This window comes from Azorhizobium sp. AG788, from assembly GCF_004364705.1.
Lineage (GTDB): Bacteria > Pseudomonadota > Alphaproteobacteria > Rhizobiales > Xanthobacteraceae > Azorhizobium > Azorhizobium caulinodans.
Genome location: NZ_SOBM01000002.1, coordinates 683843 through 703551 on the forward strand (window position 1 = coordinate 683843; position 19709 = coordinate 703551).

18 protein-coding genes, 1 tRNA gene and 1 riboswitch are annotated in these 19709 nt (G+C 66.8%); of the genes, 13 read left to right on the top strand and 6 right to left on the bottom strand.

Features of this window, described 5'->3' with window-relative positions; translation table 11 throughout:
* Positions 1-81: 81 nt before the first annotated feature.
* The 11 genes from tssA to DFO45_RS07340 all read left to right on the top strand — a co-directional run bounded on the left by tssA (position 82) and on the right by DFO45_RS07340 (position 13237).
* Complete coding sequence (gene tssA / locus DFO45_RS07290; RefSeq protein ID WP_133864332.1) at positions 82-1227, top strand: type VI secretion system protein TssA; 1146 nt, start codon at positions 82-84, stop codon at positions 1225-1227.
* Positions 1228-1291: 64 nt separating this feature from the next.
* A complete protein-coding gene (tssB, locus tag DFO45_RS07295) occupies positions 1292-1804 on the top strand; it encodes a type VI secretion system contractile sheath small subunit (RefSeq protein ID WP_012171123.1) in 513 nt (170 codons plus the stop codon).
* Positions 1805-1808: 4 nt separating this feature from the next.
* Complete coding sequence (tssC, locus tag DFO45_RS07300; protein ID WP_133864333.1) at positions 1809-3293, top strand: type VI secretion system contractile sheath large subunit; 1485 nt, start codon at positions 1809-1811, stop codon at positions 3291-3293.
* Between the two features lie 167 nt (positions 3294-3460).
* The gene (tssC, locus tag DFO45_RS07305; RefSeq protein WP_208299751.1) at positions 3461-5041 is read left to right on the top strand and encodes a type VI secretion system contractile sheath large subunit; all 1581 of its coding nucleotides are present in this window, start codon (positions 3461-3463) and stop codon (positions 5039-5041) included.
* Between the two features lie 20 nt (positions 5042-5061).
* Entirely contained in the window at positions 5062-5862 is an 801-nt protein-coding gene (locus tag DFO45_RS07310; protein ID WP_133864334.1) for a type VI secretion system accessory protein TagJ, read from the top strand.
* Positions 5859-6311, top strand: coding sequence for a type VI secretion system baseplate subunit TssE (gene tssE, locus DFO45_RS07315; RefSeq protein ID WP_133864335.1), 453 nt, complete (start codon positions 5859-5861; stop codon positions 6309-6311). The genes DFO45_RS07310 and tssE overlap by 4 nt, the downstream gene beginning before the upstream one ends.
* The gene (tssF, locus tag DFO45_RS07320) at positions 6308-8131 is read left to right on the top strand and encodes a type VI secretion system baseplate subunit TssF (RefSeq protein WP_133864336.1); all 1824 of its coding nucleotides are present in this window, start codon (positions 6308-6310) and stop codon (positions 8129-8131) included. The genes tssE and tssF overlap by 4 nt, the downstream gene beginning before the upstream one ends.
* Positions 8095-9192 carry a type VI secretion system baseplate subunit TssG gene (gene tssG / locus DFO45_RS07325; protein WP_133864337.1) on the top strand — a complete coding sequence of 366 codons (1098 nt, stop codon included), beginning with the start codon at positions 8095-8097 and terminating at the stop codon, positions 9190-9192. The genes tssF and tssG overlap by 37 nt, the downstream gene beginning before the upstream one ends.
* Positions 9193-9232: 40 nt before the next feature.
* A complete protein-coding gene (locus DFO45_RS07330) occupies positions 9233-10786 on the top strand; it encodes a class I SAM-dependent methyltransferase (protein WP_133864338.1) in 1554 nt (517 codons plus the stop codon).
* A gap of 135 nt (positions 10787-10921) precedes the next feature.
* Positions 10922-11057, top strand: a riboswitch (TPP riboswitch).
* Between the two features lie 93 nt (positions 11058-11150).
* On the top strand, positions 11151-12992 hold the full coding sequence (gene thiC / locus DFO45_RS07335) for a phosphomethylpyrimidine synthase ThiC (protein WP_133864339.1): 1842 nt from the start codon (positions 11151-11153) through the stop codon (positions 12990-12992).
* A gap of 168 nt (positions 12993-13160) precedes the next feature.
* Positions 13161-13237: transfer RNA gene (locus DFO45_RS07340), tRNA-His, on the top strand.
* Between the two features lie 83 nt (positions 13238-13320).
* Here DFO45_RS07340 and DFO45_RS07345 read toward each other — a convergent pair.
* The 6 genes from DFO45_RS07345 to DFO45_RS07370 all read right to left on the bottom strand — a co-directional run bounded on the left by DFO45_RS07345 (position 13321) and on the right by DFO45_RS07370 (position 17641).
* Entirely contained in the window at positions 13321-13629 is a 309-nt protein-coding gene (locus tag DFO45_RS07345) for a cupin domain-containing protein (RefSeq protein WP_133864340.1), read from the bottom strand.
* Between the two features lie 174 nt (positions 13630-13803).
* Positions 13804-14148 (bottom strand): RidA family protein, encoded by a 345-nt coding sequence (locus DFO45_RS07350; RefSeq protein ID WP_043879344.1) that lies wholly within the window; start codon positions 14146-14148, stop codon positions 13804-13806.
* Between the two features lie 136 nt (positions 14149-14284).
* Positions 14285-15169 (bottom strand): NAD(P)-dependent oxidoreductase, encoded by an 885-nt coding sequence (locus DFO45_RS07355; RefSeq protein ID WP_133864341.1) that lies wholly within the window; start codon positions 15167-15169, stop codon positions 14285-14287.
* Positions 15166-16212 carry a LacI family DNA-binding transcriptional regulator gene (locus tag DFO45_RS07360; protein ID WP_133864435.1) on the bottom strand — a complete coding sequence of 349 codons (1047 nt, stop codon included), beginning with the start codon at positions 16210-16212 and terminating at the stop codon, positions 15166-15168. The genes DFO45_RS07355 and DFO45_RS07360 overlap by 4 nt, the downstream gene beginning before the upstream one ends.
* 34 nt (positions 16213-16246) lie before the next feature.
* Positions 16247-16573 (bottom strand): ethyl tert-butyl ether degradation protein, encoded by a 327-nt coding sequence (locus DFO45_RS07365; RefSeq protein ID WP_012171136.1) that lies wholly within the window; start codon positions 16571-16573, stop codon positions 16247-16249.
* A 30-nt stretch (positions 16574-16603) separates the two neighbouring features.
* Positions 16604-17641 (bottom strand): L-idonate 5-dehydrogenase, encoded by a 1038-nt coding sequence (locus DFO45_RS07370; RefSeq protein WP_133864342.1) that lies wholly within the window; start codon positions 17639-17641, stop codon positions 16604-16606.
* A 138-nt stretch (positions 17642-17779) separates the two neighbouring features.
* Here DFO45_RS07370 and DFO45_RS07375 point away from each other — a divergent pair, with 138 nt between their 5' ends.
* Positions 17780-18547: an SDR family oxidoreductase gene (locus DFO45_RS07375; RefSeq protein WP_133864343.1), complete on the top strand. Its 768-nt coding sequence runs from the start codon at positions 17780-17782 to the stop codon at positions 18545-18547.
* 160 nt (positions 18548-18707) lie between these two features.
* A complete protein-coding gene (locus tag DFO45_RS07380; RefSeq protein WP_133864344.1) occupies positions 18708-19502 on the top strand; it encodes a transporter substrate-binding domain-containing protein in 795 nt (264 codons plus the stop codon).
* Positions 19503-19709: the final 207 nt, after the last annotated feature.

Genomic DNA, 19709 nt, shown 5'->3' on the forward strand with positions numbered 1-19709 from the left:
TTGGACAGGGACATCGGGTCCACTTAGGCTACCTCCGCGGTTTCCTCCTTTGGCTGCCCAGCGAAGGACAGCGAGAACAGCATGACGGTCGAACCGACTTTTGACGTTTCTGAAGTTCTTGCGCCGATCGGAGACCCGCCGGGTTGCGGAACCGATCCGCGCGCGGACATGTCCGGCAACTCGCCCTTCCTGCAGATGAAGGACGCGCGCGCCGACGCGCGCCGTAAGGAACGGGCGCTCGACGTGGACCCCGACGCACCGGGCGCGGAGGACGACTGGGGCTCGGCCGGCGAACTCGGCATGCAGATCTTGTCCGGCGTCGGCAAGGATCTGGAGGTGGCCGCCTGGGTCATCGAGGCGCTCGTGCGGCTCGACGGCTATCGCGGCCTTTATACCGGCTGCCTGCTGGCCGAAGGCCTCGTCCGCACCTTCTGGGACGGCATCTTTCCGCTGCCCGATGAGGACGGCAATGACGGGCGCCTCTCGCCCTTCGTGGCGCTCAACGGCGAGGATGGCGAGGGCCTTCTCATCCAGCCGCTGCGCAAGATCCCGCTGACGGCGGGCAGCGAGCATTTCTCCTACTGGCAGTACGAGCAGGCCCGCGAGATCGCGCAGATCGGCGATGCCGACCGGCGGGAGGCGCGCATCGCCGCCGGTGGGCTGAGCATGGACGCCTTCGACGAGGCCGTCGGCTCGACACCGCCGTCCTTCTTTGCGGATCTCATCGCCCAGATCGAGGCGGCGCTGGCCGCGCTGAACGCTCTGTCAGATGCCTTTTCCGAGCGCGTGGGCGTGGATGCCCCGCCGGCCGGGGCCATCCGCAACCTGCTCAACACCGTGCTCGACGACGTGCGCATCTTCGCGGCGTCCAAGCTCGAGCAGGCGAGCGCCAGCCAGCTCTCCGAGCAGGCCGGATCTGACGAGGCGGCCGGCGGCGGCGAGACGGCTGGCGACGGGGAAGGCGAAACGGGCGGAACGCCTGGCGCCCCCCGCGGGCCCGTGGCCAATCGCGAGCAGGCCCTGCGGCTGATCCTCGAGGCGGCCCGCTTCTTCCGGACCAACGAGCCGCATTCGCCGATCTCCTACACGCTGGAGGAGATCGTCCGGCGGGCGCGCCTGCCCATGGGCGCGCTCATCGAGGAACTCATCGTCGATCCGGAAGCCCGTCGTTACTTCTACCTTGCCGCAGGCTTGAGGCCGCCGGCAAATCCGGAGCCGCAAGAATAAGATAACCGACATGAATGTGTCGCAGGCCTGAAATACTTGATGATCCAGTCAACGGGGAAGTCTCATGCCCAGCATCCATGAAAAACTCAATCGCGTGCGCAAGCCGCGCGTCCACATCACCTATGATGTCGAGACCGAAGGCGCGGTCGTCGAGAAGGAGCTGCCCTTCGTCGTCGGCGTCATGGGCGATTTCTCCGGCGATCCGAGCGAGCCCCTGAAACCGCTCAACGAGCGCAAGTTCATCCAGATCGACCGGGACAATTTCGATCAGGTGCTGGCGCGCATGACGCCCGGGCTGAAGATGAAGGTGGACAACACCCTCGCGGACGACGGCAGCCAGCTCAGCGTCGATCTGAGCTTCAAGTCGCTGGAGGATTTCTCCCCGGCCGCCGTGGTCGATCGGGTCGAGCCCCTGCGCAAGCTGATGGACGTGCGCAGCCAGCTGCGCGACCTGCTCTCAAAGGCCGACCGGTCGGAGAACCTGGAAAGCCTCCTGGAGAAGATCCTGTCGAACGAGGAACAGCTGAAGGCCCTGAGCGAACAGCTCGGCGTCGGCGCCGAAAAGAAGGAGGGCTGAGATCATGGCCGAGACTCAGGAACAAGCCGCCGCCGGCGCAACGGAAACGCAGGAAGCCTCCTTCCTCGACCAGGCCATCGCGGCCACCAAGCAGACCGACCCGGACCGTACGGCTGAGCTTCTGCGCACGCTGACGCAGGAAGCGCTCGCCGGAACCGTCACTTATTCGAAGAACCTCACGCAGACGATCAACAACGCCATCGTTGCGATCGACGCGAAGATCTCGACGCAACTCAATGCAATCATGCACCATCCCGACTTCCAGAAGCTGGAAGGCACGTGGCGGGGCCTGAACTATCTGGTGATGAATTCGGAGACCGGCAGCAGCCTGAAGATCCGGGTCATCAACTGCACCAAGCGCGAGCTCTACAAGTCGCTCACCAAGGCGTCCGAGTTCGACCAGTCCACCATCTTCAAGAAGATCTACGAGAGCGAGTTCGGCAGCCCCGGCGGCGAGCCCTATGGCGCGCTCATCGGCGACTACGAGTTCGGCAACCATCCCGAGGACACCGAGCTGCTCTCGCTCATGTCCAACGTGGCGGCGGCGGCGTTCGCCCCCTTCGTCACGGCGGCGAGCCCGAAGATGTTCGGCTTCGACGATTTCACCGAGCTGTCCAAGCCGCGCGATCTCGAGAAGATCTTCGAGACGGTGGAATACGCCAAGTGGCGCTCGTTCCGGGAATCCGACGATTCCCGTTTCGTCACGCTCACCATGCCGCGCACCCTGGCCCGCCTGCCCTATGGCGCCAACACCAAGGTGGTGGAAGACTTCGACTATGAGGAAAGCCCCATCGTCGACGGCACCCCGCGCGGCATGAAGCACGAAGACTATTGCTGGATGAATTCGTCCTACGTGCTCGGCGCCCGCCTCACGGACGCCTTCGCCCAGCACGGCTGGTGCACCGCCATCCGCGGCGCCGAGGGCGGCGGCAAGGTGGAGAACCTGCCGAGCCACGTCTTCGTCTCCGACGACGGCGACAGCGACCAGCAGTGCCCGACCGAGATCGGCATCACCGACCGGCGCGAGGCGGAGCTCTCCAAGCTCGGCTTCCTGCCGCTGTGCCACTACAAGGGCACGGACTATGCGGTGTTCTTCGGCGCCCAGACGACGCAGAAGCCCAAGAAGTACGACCGCCCCGAGGCGACGGCGAATGCCGCCATCTCGGCGCGCCTGCCCTACATCATGGCCACCTCGCGCTTCGCGCACTACCTGAAGATCATGGGCCGCGACAAGGTCGGCTCCTTCATGGAAGCGAGCGACTGCGAGGCCTGGCTGAACCGCTGGATCATCAATTACGTCAACGGCAACCCGGATGCCGGCCAGGACATGAAGGCCAAGTATCCGCTCGCCGAGGCGAAGGTGGAGGTCCGCGAGATCCCCGGCAAACCGGGCTCGTACAACGCGGTCGCGTGGCTCCGCCCCTGGCTGCAGATGGAAGAGCTGACCACCTCGCTGCGCATGGTGGCCCGCATTCCGGCCACCTCGTAATCCGACTTCGCCGGCGCGGGGCCGCTCGCCCCGCGTCGGCACCGGTCACAAGGACGGGATGGACGGCCGACGTCCGCCCGTCCTTTTGCCTGTGGAGGGGCACCGGCCGCGCATGGTGCGGCCGACGTCCACCGACTGGCCTCGTTTGAACCGCACGGGATGACGCCTTGTCCTTGACGCCCGAAACCTCCGGCCTGCCGACACCACCGGTGACGCCGGCTGAGGCGTCGGCCCCAAGCGATGCCCCGCCCTCGCTCCGGCCGCTGCGCCGGCTCGCGGCGGACATGGCCTGCAAGCGCCTGCCTTCGGGCCGTCTCGACGCCTTCCTGAAGCCCGGACTGGATCTCGTGGCCGCCCTGCGCGAGTGGTTCGGCACGGACATCGCCCATTTCACCGATCCGCAGTCCCTGATCGGAGCGCTGGAACGCGACATCGCGTTCCTCGATGACATGCTCACCCGGCAACTCAACGCCATCCTCCATCATCGCGCGTTCCAGCGCCTGGAGTCCGGCTGGCGGGGGATCGCCTATCTCACCCAGTGCGCCGCCCACTCGGAAAAGGTCATCATCCGGGTGCTGAACGTTTCCTGGTCGGAGCTTGCCAGCGATTTCGAACGGGCGCCGGATTTCGACCAGAGCCATCTATTCGAGAAGATCTACAGCCAGGAATTCGGCATGCCGGGCGGCACACCCTACGGCGTGCTGCTCTGCGACTATGAGGTGCGCCATCGCCCCACCACCGAAAGCCCGGTGGATGACGTGGCGACCCTGTCCGGCCTCGCCAGCGTCGCCGCCGCGGCCTTCGCCCCGGCCATCCTCGCAGCCTCGCCCCGCCTGCTGGGGCTCGAGCACTTTCGCGCACTGGACCATGTCTCGACGCTGTCGGGCCTCTATCGCGGCGCCGAATACACCCGCTTCAATCGCCTGCGCAGCATCGACGACGCCCGCTTCCTCGGGCTCGTCCTGCCGCGCATCCTGATGCGCGAACCCCACACCTTCGACGGCGTCGCCGGCATCGGCTTCCGCTATCGCGAGGACCGGCACGGCCTGCGCCACGACGAAATGTGCTGGGGCAGCGCCATCTATGCCTTCGGCGAAGTGGTCATCCGCGCCTTCGAGCAGCACGGCTGGTTCGCCGACATCTGCGGCGGTCGCCGCGACGCGCTCGACCACGGGATCGTCGAGCATCTGAGCGCCCCGAGTGTAGAGACGGATTCTCCCGGCACGGTGGAGCGCTTCGCCTCGGAACTGGTGATCCCGACCCAGATCGAGCAGGACCTCTGGGAATTGGGCCTCATCAGCCTCAACGTCTGCAAGGACACTTCACGGCTCGTTTTCTACACGAGTTCCTCGCTCCAGAACGTGCCGGACTATCGCGCCTCGGCCGCCGCCGCCAACGCGCGCATCTCCGCCATGCTGCGCTACATTCTCTGCGTCTCGCGCTTCGCCCATTACGTCAAGGTGCGCGTCCGCGACCGTATCGGCAGCTATGAGACCGCCGAAGCCTGCGAGCGCGATCTCCAGACCTGGCTGCTCAGCTATTGCCTGGGCAATGACGACGCGAGCCCCGAGATGAAGGCGCGCTACCCCTTGCGGGAGGCGAGCGCCGAGGTGCGCGCCGTGCCCGGCCGGCCGGGCGCCTTTGCCTGCGTCCTGCAACTGCGTCCGCATTTCCAGCTCGACCAGATCTTCACCACCTTCAAGCTCGTCACCGACCTCGCCCTTCACGTGCAGCGGCCCGTCAACTGACCTTTCCGGGGGAAACCACCATGCAGGACACGCCACTTCATCTGTTCCAGGAAGGCAAGCTGACGGACGCCATCGCCGCCATGAACCAGCAGGTGAAGGAAAAGCCGCTGGACATCGCGCTGCGCAGCCAGCTGGCGGAGCTTCTGTGTGTGGCGGGCGACCTCGACCGGGCCGAGCGCCAGTTCGAGGCCATCGCCCAGCAGGACCCGAAGACCGCCCTGCAGGTGGGGAGCCTGCGCCAACTCCTGCGGTCGAGCCAGGCCCGCCGCCAGGTGTTCCTGGAAGGCCGGGCGCCGGACGTCCTCGAGGAGCCGCCGGCCCATGTGGCGCTGCGCCTCGAGGCCCTCATGCACCTGCGGGAAGGGCGTACGGCGGAGGCCGGGGCGAGCCTTGCCAAGGCGGAAGAGCTGCGTCCCCCGCTCGCCGGCCGCCACAACGACATCGGGTTCGTGGATTTCCGCGATCTCGACGATCTTCTCGGCGGCATCCTCGAAGTGATGACCACCACGGGCAAATATTTCTGGGTGCCCATGGAAAGGGTGGAGACACTGGAATTCGAGGCGCCACGCCGGATGCTGGACAGTGCCTGGCGCATGGCGCAGATCAGCGTGCGCGGCGGGCCTCAGGGCGAGGTGGCGATCCCCTCCACCTATCCCGCCACGGGGGAGGCTCCCTCCGATGCGGTCCGTCTCGGCCGTGAGACCGACTGGACCGAGGTGGCGCCCGACTGCGTCCGCGGCTCGGGCCTGCGCACCTTCCTCGTGGGCGAGGAGAGCCTTACCATTCTCCAGTTGGGACGACTGGAGTTCGACGTCCAATGAGCCCTCCGGCCAGTGTGACGCTGTCTGTTCTGGATCGCCTGCGCGGGGGCGAGGGTCCCCGCGTCGCGCGCATCCGCGACGGCATCCGGCAGGACCTGCAGGATCTGCTTAACACGCCGAACCGTGTGATCGGCTGGTCGCAGGCGCTGGATCAGCTCGACACGTCCATCCTGAACTACGGGATCATGGATCTGTGCACCGCCAATCTCTCCACCGAACAGCAGCGGGCCGCCGTGGTGGAGGAGATCGGCCGCATGATCCGGCTCTACGAGCCGCGCCTCTCGGACATGCGCATCCATGCGCTGGCCAATGCCGATCCCTCCGACCGCTCGCTCCGCCTGCGGATCGAGGCCCGCATCTATGTGGAGAACGAGGTTGAGCCCATCATCTTCAACACGGTCGTCGATCCGGTGCTGAACGCCATTTCGCTATCGAGCGCCACATCGTGAGCGATCATCTCCTTCCGTACTACAATCGCGAGCTTCTCTATCTGCGCCGCATGGCGCAGGAATTTGCCGCCCGTCACCCCAAGATCGCCGGCAACCTGCGCATGAGCGGGGACGGCATCGACGATCCCCACGTCGCCCGTCTCGCCGAAGGCGTCGCCTTCCTCAATGCCCGCATCGCCCACAAGCTGGACGACGAGTTCCCCGAACTCGTCAACACGATGCTGGACATCCTCTATCCGAACTATCTGGCGCCCATTCCTTCCATGGCGACGGTGCAGTTCAAGCCCAAGCCCGAGGTGACCACCCCGCAGACCATCCCCGTGGACACGGAACTGGATTCCGAGCCCGTGGATTCGGAAACCTGCCGCTTCCGCACCCGCTATCCGGTCACCCTCTGGCCGGTCACGGTCGCCGATGCCAGCCTCAAGGGGCGTCCCATCTTGGCCCCCAGCGGCCCACGCACGGCCGGCGCCTTCTCTTGCCTGCGGCTCACCCTGCGCTGCTCGGCGCCCGATACGACCTTCTCGGACCTGCAGCCGGATCACCTGCGCTTCTTCCTGCGCGGACAGCCCTCGCACGTCTATGCGCTGCACGAGATGCTGTTCAACAACGCCGTCGCCGTGGCTCTGGCGGATTCGGCGAGCGATCCCAATCCCGTGCTGCTGCCGCCGACTGCCATTCGCCCGGTGGGCTTCGGGCCCGACGAGGTGATCCTGCCCTATCCGGCGCAGTCGCAGCCCGCATACCGGACCCTCACCGAATTCTTCGTCTTCCCGGACAAGTTCCTGTATTTCGACGTCGATCTCAGCACCAAGGTGCTGGGGAACGCCGGGGCGGAGCTTTCCGTCTTCATCTATTTCAACAAGAGCGATCTGGCGCTGGAGCGCAGCATTTCCAAGGAGTTCTTCGCCCTTGGCTGCACCCCCATCGTCAATCTGTTCCGCCAGCGCAGCGAGCCGGTGATCGTCGGGCACAATCGCCTCGAATACCGTGTCATCGCCGATGCCCGCCGCCCGGAGGCGCTGGAGATCCACTCCCTGAACTCCGTCGTCGCCACCGACGCGGAGGGGCGCCGCAAGACCATCTCGCCCTTCTACGCCCGCCGTCCCAAGGGCGACGAGACACACGCCGGCTACTGGGCCATGGCGCGTCGCAAGTCGGAGGGGCGGCTGTCTGGCACCGAGGTCTTCCTCTCCTTCTCCGAAATCGATCCGGCCTTCGCCAGCACCGACATCGTGGTCTCGGCCGAGACGCTCTGCCTCAACCGCGACCTGCCGGCCCGCCTGCCCTATGGCGGCGGGCATCCCAAGCTGACCCCCGTCCAGGCGGCCGCGGCCATCGGCGAGGTCAACTGCATCTCGCCCCTCACGCACACCATCCGCGTGCCGGAGGGCGAGTCCCGCAACTGGCGCCTCATCTCGCACCTGCTGCTGAACCACCTCTCGCTCGTCGGCGCGGGCGGGCTTGAGGCCCTGCAGGAAATCCTGATGCTCTACGACTTCCGTGGCTCGCCGGAGACACGGCTCATGATCGAAGGCATCACCGACCTGTCCGCGCGGCGCGGCACCGCGCGGGCACCCCGCCGGCCCGGCGATGCCGCCTGGGGCGATGCGATCTGCCAGGGCATCGACCTCACCGTCGAATTCAATCCGGCCAATTTCAGCGGCAGCAGCCTGTTCCTGTTCGCCATGGTGCTCGACCAGTTCTTCGGGCTGCACGCATCGATCAATTCATTCACCCGCCTCACGGCCACCGTGAAGGGACAACCGGGAATTCTCCGCACATGGCCGGCGCGCGCAGGCTTCCGTCCTCTCCTGTGATCGACGCGCTGCTGCGCGCGCCCCACAGCTTCGACCTCGCGCAGGCGGTGCGCGTGGTGGATGCGCTGTTCAATCTGCCCCATGCCGAGGGCGAGGGCAGCGAGGAGACCGCGACCAGCGACGCATGGGAAGCGCCGGGCCTCTGGGATGGGGGCAGCATACGCTTCATCAGCGACACAAGCCTGCGCTATCCCGTAGCCGCCATCACCCGCGCATCCCAGCGGGAGCCGGGCGACCCGCTGGAACTCACCGTCTCCACCATCGGCCTGATCGGGCCCCTCGGCGTGCTGCCCTATGCCTATACGGCGCACGCCAACGAAGGCATGCGCGAACGCAATGAGGGCGTGCGCGCCTTCCTCGACATGTTCAACCACCGCGCGGTGTCCCTCTTCTGCCGCGCCAGCGCCAAGTACCGGATCGCGCTCGCCCACGAGGGCGCGAACCACGACCTGCGGGACGTGTTCACGCTGAGCCTGCGGGGCCTCACCGGGCTCGGCTCGCCGCAGCTTGAGAACCGCCTCGCCATTCCCGACGATCTCGTGCTGCACAATGCCGGCCTGTTCTCCGGCCAGACCCGGCCGCTGGCGGCGCTGGAAGCGCTGCTGAGCCGCGAACTCGGGCAGAGCGTGCGCGTGGAGCCTTTCACCGGCGGGTGGGTGGAGGTTCCGGCGGCCGAACAGACCCGTCTCGGCGGCGCCAGCGCACTCGAGGGGCAGCACGCCCATCTCGATTCCAGCGCCATGGTCGGCGCCCGCGCCTGGGTGGCCCAGCACCATTTCCGCATCCATGTGGGCCCCACGGACGAAGCCGAACTTGTCTCCCTGCTGCCGGGCACGCCGCGGGCGGCGCTGATCCGCGATCTCGTCCAGCTCTTCTGCGGCCTCGAATTCAGCTTCGACCTCAACGTCATGATCAAGGCCGCGAGCGTTCCGGCGGCGCGGCTGTGCCAGGGCGAGGACGATCCGGGCGGAGCCCGGCTGGGCCAGCTCGCCTGGGTGCTCAGCGCCCCGAGCCCCATCGACCGCAATGACGCCATCTTCCCCTTGAGCGCGCTGGACTGACGCCGCGCCTCGTTCCTCATCCGACCTGCAAGGAAACGTCATGACCGACTGGGCTTCCGGCTACGTGGCCGACATCGAATACCTGCCGGGTCTTTATGTGGAGCAGGCGCCGAACCATCTGATGCTCGGCGCGCTGGTGAATGGCTTCGAGCCCCCCTTCGTGTCCGGCCCCTTCACCTATTGCGAACTCGGCTGCGGCCAGGGCGTCACGGCGCTCGTCATCGCCGCCGCCAATCCGCAGGCCGAAATCATCGCCACCGACTTCAACCCGGCGCAGATCGCCCGCGCCCGCGCCATGGCGAAGGCCGCCGGCCTGTCCAACATCACCTTCCTCGAGCTCAGCTTCGCGGAAATGCTCGGCCGCTCGGACCTGCCCGAGTTCGACATGGTGACGCTGCACGGCGTCTGGTCCTGGATCGCACCGGAGGACCGGCACAACATCACCCGCTTCATGCGCGAGCGGGTCAAGCCGGGCGGCATGGTCTCGGTGACCTACAACGCCATGCCAGGCTGGACGGCGCTGCTGCCCATGCAGCGCCTCCTGCTGGAACATTCCCGCCTCGGCCGCGAGCGCAGCGATGTGCAGGTCATGAAGGGGCTTGAGTGGATCGAGCGCCTTCAGGCGGCGGGCTCCGGCGTACTCGGCAATGCCGCCCTGCTGGACCAGTTGCGCAAGGGCAGCGACAAGTCCGGCGCGCCCAACCGGGCCGTCTATCTCGCCCATGAATATCTCAATGCCAACTGGCACCCGCAGTATCACATGGACACGGCGGCGGAACTGGCCGAGGCCAAGCTCGGCTTCATCGGCTCGGCCTCGCTCATCGACAATTTCCCCGACCTCGCGCTCAAGCCGGAGCAGCGGCAGTTGTTGGAGGAGGTTCCGGCCGGGCCGCTGCGCGAGACGCTGAAGGACTATCTGGTGAGCCGGCCGTTCCGCCGCGATCTTTATGCCCGCGGCCCGCGCCGGATTGCGGACGGCCAGCGCGACGCCCATCTGCGCACCTTCGGCCTCGCCCTCACCATTCCGCCCCACGAGGCACGCACGGAGCTCGATGTTCCCGCTGGCAAGGCGCAGCTCCCTGACCGTTTCTACAAGCCGCTGTTTGCGGCGTTGGCGGAGCGGCCCCGCAGTCTCGACGATCTGGTGGCCCTGCCGGAACTGAAGGACCAGCCGGGCGCACCATCCATGGTGGAGATCGCCGGCGTGCTGGTCGGCTCCGGGCAGGCCATCGCCATTCCCCCGCAGCAGCTTCCGCGCAACGACGCGGCGGTGCGCCTCAACCGCCTGCTGGCGCAGGAAGTGGCCGAGCAGCGGGCAGCGACCGCCGCCATCGCCACGCCGCTCACGGGCTCCGGTCTCAACCTCACCACCATGGAGGGGGCGGTGTTCCACGCCCTCGCCACGGGCATCACGCCGGAGCATGGCGCGCTCACCGACACCATCGTGAACCGCCTCGCCGCCAGCGGTACGCCGCTCGCCCGTGACGGCAACGTGATCACCAGCCCCGAAGGTCAGAGGGAGATCGTGGGAGAAAGCGCGGACTGGTGCCTGCGCATCCGCGTGCCCCTGTGGGAGGCCCTTGGCGCCCTCTGAGCCCCGCCCAACCCGGTATCAACACAGGTCCGCACCAGTCCTCCGACGCCGTGCGCTTCCGAAATTGCAAGGGCTTGCGGTGTAACGCGTGTTGCACCGCAAGATTGACACCCGGCACGCGGCCTCCCAGACTGGTCTTATTCCAAGGGGGGCCCCGCGAGGGGGCTGAGATATCGTCTTCCGGTCCGGCCGTAATGGTCCCCGGCGCCACGATGACCCTTCGAACCTGATCCGGGTCATGCCGGCGAAGGGATCGGAATCAGCCTGGCGCCACGTGCGGTCCCGTTGGGACGTTTCTCAGGCAAACCTGCTCCTGAAGCTCATCCCGGGTCTCATTTGAAGCGCGAGCTTGAAGGAGATCCGTATGCTCGACGAAGCCTCCACCTCAGCCCTCAAGGTGACGACGGGGCCCCTTCCCCATTCCCGCAAGGTCTTCATTCCGGCCGAGAATCCGGCTGTGAAAGTCGCCATGCGCGAGATCGGCCTGTCCGATCCAAGCGAGCGGCCGGTGCGCGTCTATGACACCTCCGGCCCCTATACGGACCCCGACGCCATCATCGATCTCACCAAGGGCCTGCCCGAACTGCGCCGCCAGTGGGTGCTTGATCGCGGCGACGTCGAAGAGGTGGAAGGTCGTGCCCAGAAGCCGGAGGACGACGGCCTGAAGCCCGGCCAGGTGAGCCACCTGCCCGCCTTCGACCGCACCGGCCGCAAGCCGCTGCGCGCGAAGGCCGGCAGGCGCCCGACCCAGATGGCTTACGCCAAGGCCGGCATCGTGACGCCGGAAATGGAATATGTGGCGGCGCGTGAGAATCTCGCCCGCGCCAATGGCGGCGCCCACCCCAAGCACCAGGCCATGGGCCTTGGCGCGGCGATTCCCGCCGACATCACGGGCGAGTTCGTGCGGCAGGAAGTGGCGCGCGGGCGGGCCATCATCCCGTCCAACATCAACCATCTCGAGACCGAGCCCATGGCCATCGGTCGCAACTTCCTCGTGAAGATCAACGCCAACATCGGCAATTCGGCGGTGACCTCGGGCGTTGCGGAAGAGGTGGACAAGCTGGTGTGGGCCATCCGCTGGGGGGGCGACACGGTGATGGACCTCTCCACCGGCAAGAACATCCACACCATACGCGAATGGATCATCCGCAACGCGCCGGTGCCGATCGGCACGGTGCCGATCTATCAGGCGCTGGAGAAGGTCAACGGCGTGGTTGAGGACCTCAACTGGGAGATCTTCCGCGACACGGTGATCGAGCAGGCCGAGCAGGGCGTGGACTACATCACCGTCCACGCGGGCGTGCGCCTCCCCTATATCCCGCTCACCGCAAACCGCGTCACAGGCATCGTCTCGCGCGGCGGCTCGATCATGGCCAAGTGGTGCCTCGCCCACCACAAGGAGAGCTTCCTCTACGAGCATTTCGAGGAGCTGTGCGAGATCCTCGCCCAGTATGACGTCGCCTTCTCGCTGGGCGATGGCCTGCGCCCCGGCTCGATTGCCGACGCCAATGACACCGCCCAGTTCGCCGAGCTGGAGACGCTGGGTGAACTCACCGAGATCGCCTGGAAGCACGACGTGCAGGTGATGATCGAGGGGCCGGGCCACGTGCCCATGCACCTCATCCGCGAGAATGTGGAGAAGCAGCTCAAGCTCTGCCACGAGGCGCCCTTCTATACGCTTGGCCCGCTCGTGACCGACATCTCCCCCGGCTACGATCACATTTCCTCGGCCATCGGCGCGGCGATGATCGGCTGGTTCGGCACCGCCATGCTCTGCTACGTGACACCGAAGGAGCATCTCGGCCTTCCGGATCGCGACGACGTGAAGGCCGGCGTGATCTCCTACAAGATCGCCGCCCATGCGGCCGACCTTGCCAAGGGCCATCCCGCCGCGCGCATCCGGGACGATGCACTGTCTCGTGCGCGCTTCTCCTTCCGCTGGCGCGACCAGTTCGCGCTCTCCCTCGATCCGGAGACGGCGGAGGCCTATCACGACGAGACCCTGCCGGCGGAAGGCGCGAAGGTGGCGCACTTCTGCTCCATGTGCGGGCCGAAATTCTGCTCCATGAAGATCAGCCAGGAGCTGAAGATCGAGGCCGGCGACATCGCCCAGAGCGGCATGGCTGAGATGGCCGAGAAGTTCCGCGCAAGCGGCGGCGAGATCTACCAGCCCGCCCCGGAGGTGGCTGCGCCGCCCTCCGCCTGACGACATGCGCCGCGCCATGGCCCCCATGGCGCGGCGTTTCTTTTGGGGCGCACAAGGGTGTGGATGACCGGACCGAAGGTTCGCAGAAAGACCCCGGAGCCCCCTTGCAATGCGCAAAACCGCAAAGTAGGTTCCGCGCCTACTTCGACGCGACGCGCGAAGGGTCTTGCAGCTGTAGCTCAGTTGGTTAGAGCGCCGGTCTGTGGAACCGGAGGTCGGTGGTTCGAGCCCACCCAGCTGTACCATTCAATCCACGACAATCTGACTGCGCCGGACGACGGCGCGCCAAGGAATCGACCGCCCCGCGGACGAGGCGGCCGGTCGGCGATCAGAGCGCCTCGGGCTTCTTGATCTCGATCTCGACGAAGGCGATCGGGTGCGGCGAGCCGTTCATCACGTCGTGGGTGATGCCTTCCTTGCGACCATAGGACTGGCCAGCCTTCAACGGATTGTCGATGACGTCCGTGCCGTTGTGGACGCGCAGGATGCCGTCCGTGAGCATCACCACGAAATAGGGCCAGTCGTGCCGGTGCCAACCGGTGACGGCGCCAGGCGCGAAATCCCAGCGGGTGATGCGGATGGCATCGTCATCCTGCTGGACGGTGGGGACGGCGGGAATGGTGCAAGCAAAGGCCACGAAACGCACTCCGGAAGACAGAAGGTGGCGCCCGATTCTCTTTTGTGCGGGCGCGGTCTGTAGTTTCCGGCAAATGCGAGGGCCTGCCAATGGCTCAAGCGCGGCTTTGAACCCGGCGAGGGATCAGGCCCTCGCCGGGATACCGATCAGGACTAGCCGATCAGGACACGCCGATCAGGGCTTGGCCGCGACGACGATGATCTCGACCTTGAACTGCGGAGCGGCCAGCTTGCCTTCGCTGGTGGCGCGGGCCGGCGGATTGTCCTTGTCCACCCACTGGTCCCACACGCTGTTCATCTCGGCGAAGTCCTTGATGTCCGCGAGCCAGATGGTGGCGGAGAGGATGTTCGCCTTGCTGCTACCGGCGCGCTCCAGAAGAGCGTCGATGGAGGCCAGAACCTTCTTGGTCTGGGTGGCCACGTCCGGGCCCTCTTCCACCTGGCCGGCGAGATAGATGGTGTTGCCGTGGATCACGGCCTCGCTCATGCGCGGGCCCTTGTCGAGGCGGACGATGCTCATAATCGCTTTCCTGCTGATGGCCCGCGATCGGCGCGGGCGGACGGAGGCGCGGCCGAGGCCGCACGGCGCATATAGCATCCCCCGCCCCCGTGCGCGCCCCTGGCCGATTGAGGTCGGAGCTTTTCCATAGAGCGGTTCAGGCGGCGCGAGTGCCGAAGTCGAAGAGCTTCATATAGGCCGCGCTGTCCTCCGGACCGATGCCGGCGGCCACCATCATCCGGTGCAGGTCGGTGACGAGGCCGGTGAGCGGCATGGGCGTGCGCAGCGCCATGGCATAGCGCTGCACCGCCTCCAGATCCTTCAGCATATTGTCGATCCGGCCCGTGGGGGTCAGATCGAAGGCGGCCATCTTGCCCATGAACTCCTGGAGGATGCGCGAATCGGCGCGTCCGCCGGCCAGCGCCTGCGGAATGCGGGCGGCATCCACGCCGCCATCGAGCGCGAGACGGGTCGCCTCCGCCACCGCGAGGAAATTGCAGGCACACAGCACCTGATTGATGAGCTTGGTGGTCTGCCCAGCGCCGCAAGGCCCCATGTGGGTCATATTCGCCGCCACATCGGCCAGCACCGCCTTGGCCCGCTCCACGACCTCAGGGCTGCCGCCCATCATGAGCGTGAGCCGCCCCGCAAGGGCGGCCGGCGCGCCGCCCGACAAGGGCGCATCCACATAGGCCATGCCGGTCTCCCGCTCCAGCCGCGCGGCGAGCGTGGCGGTCGCCTTGGGGTCGATGCTCGACATGTCGATGAAGAGTTGGCCAGGCTTTGCCGCCGCGGCGATGCCATCGGCCCCGAACAGCACCGCCTCGACGATCTCCGCCGTGTTGAGGCTGGTGATGATGACGTCGCTCGCCTGCGTCAGCGCCGCGACGCTTTCCATGGCGATCGCCCCACGCGCCACCAGCGGCGCCAGCTTCTGCGGATCCATGTCGCGCAGATGCACGGTGCGGCCGCGCTCCAGGAAGCGCGTCGCGATGGCGCTGCCCATGACGCCGACGCCGATGATGCCGATGGTCTCGCTCAACTGGACTTCCTCCCATTCTTGCGGCGCTTGCGCGCCGGCGCGGTGGTCTCGCGCTCGATCAGCCGGAAGCCGACATCGATACGCTCGGGCACCGCCGCCGCGCCGCTGTCGTCGTGAAGGAGCCGCATCAGCAATTCGCCCGTCGCCGTGCCGATGGCCCGTGCGTCGATCCCCATAGTGCTCAGCATGGGCACGCACTGGCGGCCGAAGTCGAAATCGCCGAAGCCGAGCAGCGACAGGTCGTCGGGCACGCGGATGCCGCGCCGCTGGCACTCCATCAGCGCGCCCCAGGCGGAAATGTCGGAGACGGCAAACAGCGCCTCCACATCCGGCGCCCGCTCCAGCATGGCGGCGAACGACTGGCGGCCGTGATCGAAGGCGACCGGCACATCACCGAAGTGCAGCACCAGTTCGTCCGACAGGCCCGCCTCGCGTAGAGCGGCGGCAAAGCCCTTCATGCGGTCCTCACCGCGAAAATCCCGCGCCTCGCCGCCCCTGCCGGGGCCGAGGGCGCCGATGCGACGATGGCCGAGGGAGATGAGATGATGCGCCGCCGCCCGGCCCACCTCGTAATTTGAAAAGCCCACCGCATGATCGATGGGCTGACCGGGATTGTCCCATATCTCCACCACCGGCACGCCCGCCCGCAGCAGCATCTGGGAAGCGGTCTTCGTGTGCACGGAACTGGCCACCACAACCGCGTCCGGCCGGCGGGGAAGCATGGCCCGCAACAGACGCTCCTCCTCGTCCAGCCGGTACATTGTGTAGCCGATGAGCAATTGATAATCAGCCGGTCGCAGCACCTCCGTCAGAGCATGCGCGGTGTCGGCGAAATTGACGTTGGTCAGGGTCGGCAGGATCGCCGCCACCACGTTGGTGCGGCGGGAAGACAGGCTTCCCGCCACCCGGTCGGGCACATAGCCCAGTTGCTCCACCGCCGCCAGAACGCGCGAGCGCGTCTCCCGCGACACGGTCTCGGGGTCGGCCAGGACCCGCGAGACGGTCATCGTGGAGACGCCCGCGAGACGCGAGACGTCCCGCATGGTGGGCTTGCGCGTGAGCGGCGGCATGATCGCCTCAGGACCCCGCCTGACGCTTGTAGACGATGTGATAGAAGCGGCCGGTGAACATCTTCACGATGTCCTCGGTCACCGCGCGGGCCTGCGTGCGGATCGGCGAAGCGAGAGCCTCGTCGATGGCCTCCAGCGAGGGATAGTCGATCTCCTGCATCATCGCCACCGGCGGCGCGTCGGGATCATGGCGCACGGCGCGCAGCACGCGCACGGCCTCAGCGTGGGGCATCTGCTTCCAGAGCGGCAGCAGGCGCTCCTCCACCGCCTTGAAGAACTCGTCCTCGCGGCCGGGCGTGATCTGGCCCTCGAAGATGGCGCAGCGGGTATACATGAGCGTTTCCTTTGTTCGTTATGCGCGCGGTCAGAAGGTGAGATGGACCTTGATCGCCCGGTTGCGGTCGGCGGCCATGGCGAAGGCGGCGTCGGCATCGCTCATGGGCATCTGGGCCGAGAGGATGGGCGACACGTCGATAAGGCCGCGCGCCAGATAGTCCACGGCGGTCTTGAACTCGGTGTGGAAGCGGAAGGCGCCGACGAAGTCGATCTCGCGAGCCATCAGCATGTTGGCCGGCACGGGAATGGTGCCGGGCGGCATCATGCCCACCTGGATGACGCGACCGCCCGGCCGCACCACCTTGAACAGCGACGCGAGCGCCTGCGGCGAGCCAGTCGCCTCGAGCGCGATGTCGAAATAGCCCTTGTCCGCCTCATAGCGGGTGAGCTTCTCCGGATCGGTGCCGACGCAGATGGTCTCGTCCACCCCCGCTTCACGGGCGATGGCGAGCGGCGCCTCCACGAGGTCCGTGATGGCGATCTCGGCCGCGCCCATGCGGCGCATGACGAGGGCCGAGAGGATGCCGATGGGCCCTGCCCCGGCGATCAGGACCTTGCGCCCTGCGATCTCGCCGCCGCGCCGGCAGGCGTGGACGGAAACGGCCAGCGGCTCGGCGCAGGCGGCCACCCGCATGGACATGCTGTCCGGCACCTTCACGCACTGGTCAGCGCGCGCGATGAAGGTCTCGCTGAAGGCGCCCTGCACGTGCGGATAGATGGCTGCGCTGCCGAAGAAGCGCATGTTGCGGCAGAGGTTGGAGCGCCCCATGCGGCAATAGTCGCAGGTGAGGCATGGCCGGCTCGGGTCCACGGCCACGCGGTCGCCCGGCTTAAGCGTCTCGACGCACGGTCCGACCGCCGCCACCTCGCCGGACACCTCGTGGCCCAGCACGAGCGGCTGGCGCACGTCGAAATCCCCGACGCGGCCCTTGAAATAATAGGAGAGGTCCGAGCCGCAGATGCCGCCGGCGGCGAAGCGCAGGCGCACCTCGTCGTCAGCGAGCGGACGCTCATCAATCTCCTCGACCCTCAGATCCTTGGCGGCATGAAGCACGGCGGCGCGCATGATCACTCCCCGGTGCGAGGCCCGCATTCGAGGGGCCTCTTGTTTTGTTACCGATAACATGCTCTATCTGGAGCACAAGCAAAAAAGCAGGCCGCCGGATGCTCCAGGGCACGAGCGGGCAGCACCTAGGGAGACAAGATGTCGATCCAGTTGTTCGACCTCACCGGCCGTCTGGCGCTCGTCACCGGCTCCAGCCAAGGCATCGGCTACTCGCTGGCCCTTGGCCTCGGAAAGGCCGGCGCGCGCGTGGTGCTGAACGGCCGCGACGCCGAAAAGCTAGCCGACGCCCAGGCACGCCTCGCTGATCAGGGTGTCGCCGCCGAGGTGGCCGCCTTCGATGTTACCGATCACATTGCAGTGCAGCGTGGCGTCGATGAGATCGAGGCGAACACCGGCGCCATCGACATTCTGGTGAACAATGCCGGCATCCAGCGCCGCGCCCCGCTTGAGGACTATCCCGTCGAGACGTGGCACGAGCTGATGCGCACCAATCTCGACAGCGTATTCTACGTGGGACAGGCGGTCGCCCGGCACATGATCCGCCGCAAGCGCGGCAAGATCATCAACATTGCCAGCCTCCAGAGCGAGGCGGCGCGCTATTCCATCGCCCCCTACACCGCCTCCAAGGGCGCGGTGAAGAACCTCACCAAGGGCATGTGCACGGACTGGGCGCGCCACGGCCTCCAGATCAACGCCATCGGGCCGGGCTACTTCGCCACGCCGCTCAATCAGGCGCTGATCGAGAACCCCGAATTCGACGCGTGGCTCAAGAACCGCACGCCAGCCGGTCGCTGGGGCAATGTGGAGGAGCTGCAGGGCGCCTGCATCTTCCTCGCCTCCGAGGCGGCGAGCTTCGTCAACGGACAGGTCCTTTACGTGGACGGCGGCGTCCTCGCGACCCTCTGATCCCGGACAACGGGCCGCGCGCGAACGGCGGCGCCGCCCGGATCATCAACAATCACGCCGTTCCGCGGGCACGCCAATCCGCGTCTTCAAAGCCTCTGACGGGCGCAGCCGCATCCCGGCTGCCCGACACCCTCACAGGACTGCTCAAAGGGAGGAAACCATGAGCCTGAAATCCCTCACGCGGGGCCTTCTGGTCGCCGCCGGCATCGGCCTCGCCGGTCTTGCCAGCGCCGCCAGCGCGAGCGCCACGACGCTCAACGAAATCGTCCAGCGCGGCACAGTGCGCATCGGCGTGCTGATCGGCGGCCCGCCCATGGGCATGGTGGACGACAAGGGCAACCCCACCGGCTACGACTATGATGTCGCCGTGCTGATCGCCAAATATCTCGGCGTGAAGGCGGAATATGTGGCGCTGACGCCGCCAGCCCGTATTCCCGCGCTCCAGACCGGCCGCGTGGACTTCCTCATCGCCACGCTGAACCCGACGCCCGAGCGCGCCCGCTCGGTCATGTTCACGATGCCCTACAACGCCTTCAACATGGTGGTCGTGACCAAGGGCGCGAAGGTGGAAAGCCTCGATGCCCTGAAGGGCAAGAAGGTCGGCGCCACCCGCGGCACGCCGCAGGAGGCCGCGCTGCGCCGCGCCGGCGGCATCAACGTCACCATCTTCGAGGACGATTCCATCACCACCCAGGCCCTGCTCTCGGGCCAGGTTGAAGCTGCGGCCCTGCCGGAGACGCTGGTGCTCTCGGTGGCGAAGCAGAACCCGGATGCCAAGCTCGAGATCGGCTTCAGCATCTATGCGCAGGGCAATTCCATGGCCGTGCGCCCCGGCGACTTCGAGATCCTCCAGTGGCTCAACAACACCATCTACTTCATGAAGAAGAACGATGAGCTGGATACGCTCTACCGCAAGTGGACGGACACGCCCCTGCCCCCGCTGGAGACCTTCTGAGCGCCTGCGGCCGGGCGCGGCCTCCCCGCCCGGCCGCCTTTTTGATCGCTTGGGGCGCCATCCCGGCGGATTGAATCAATCCGGTCAGTGAATCGCCCTCCAGACTCAAGAAGAGAACGCGTGATCCGATCAGACTGCGATGCAATCTGATCGGCGCGGGCTCTGGCCATCGACCGCCCACAGGGCGCGGACTTCAGGGTCGCGCCT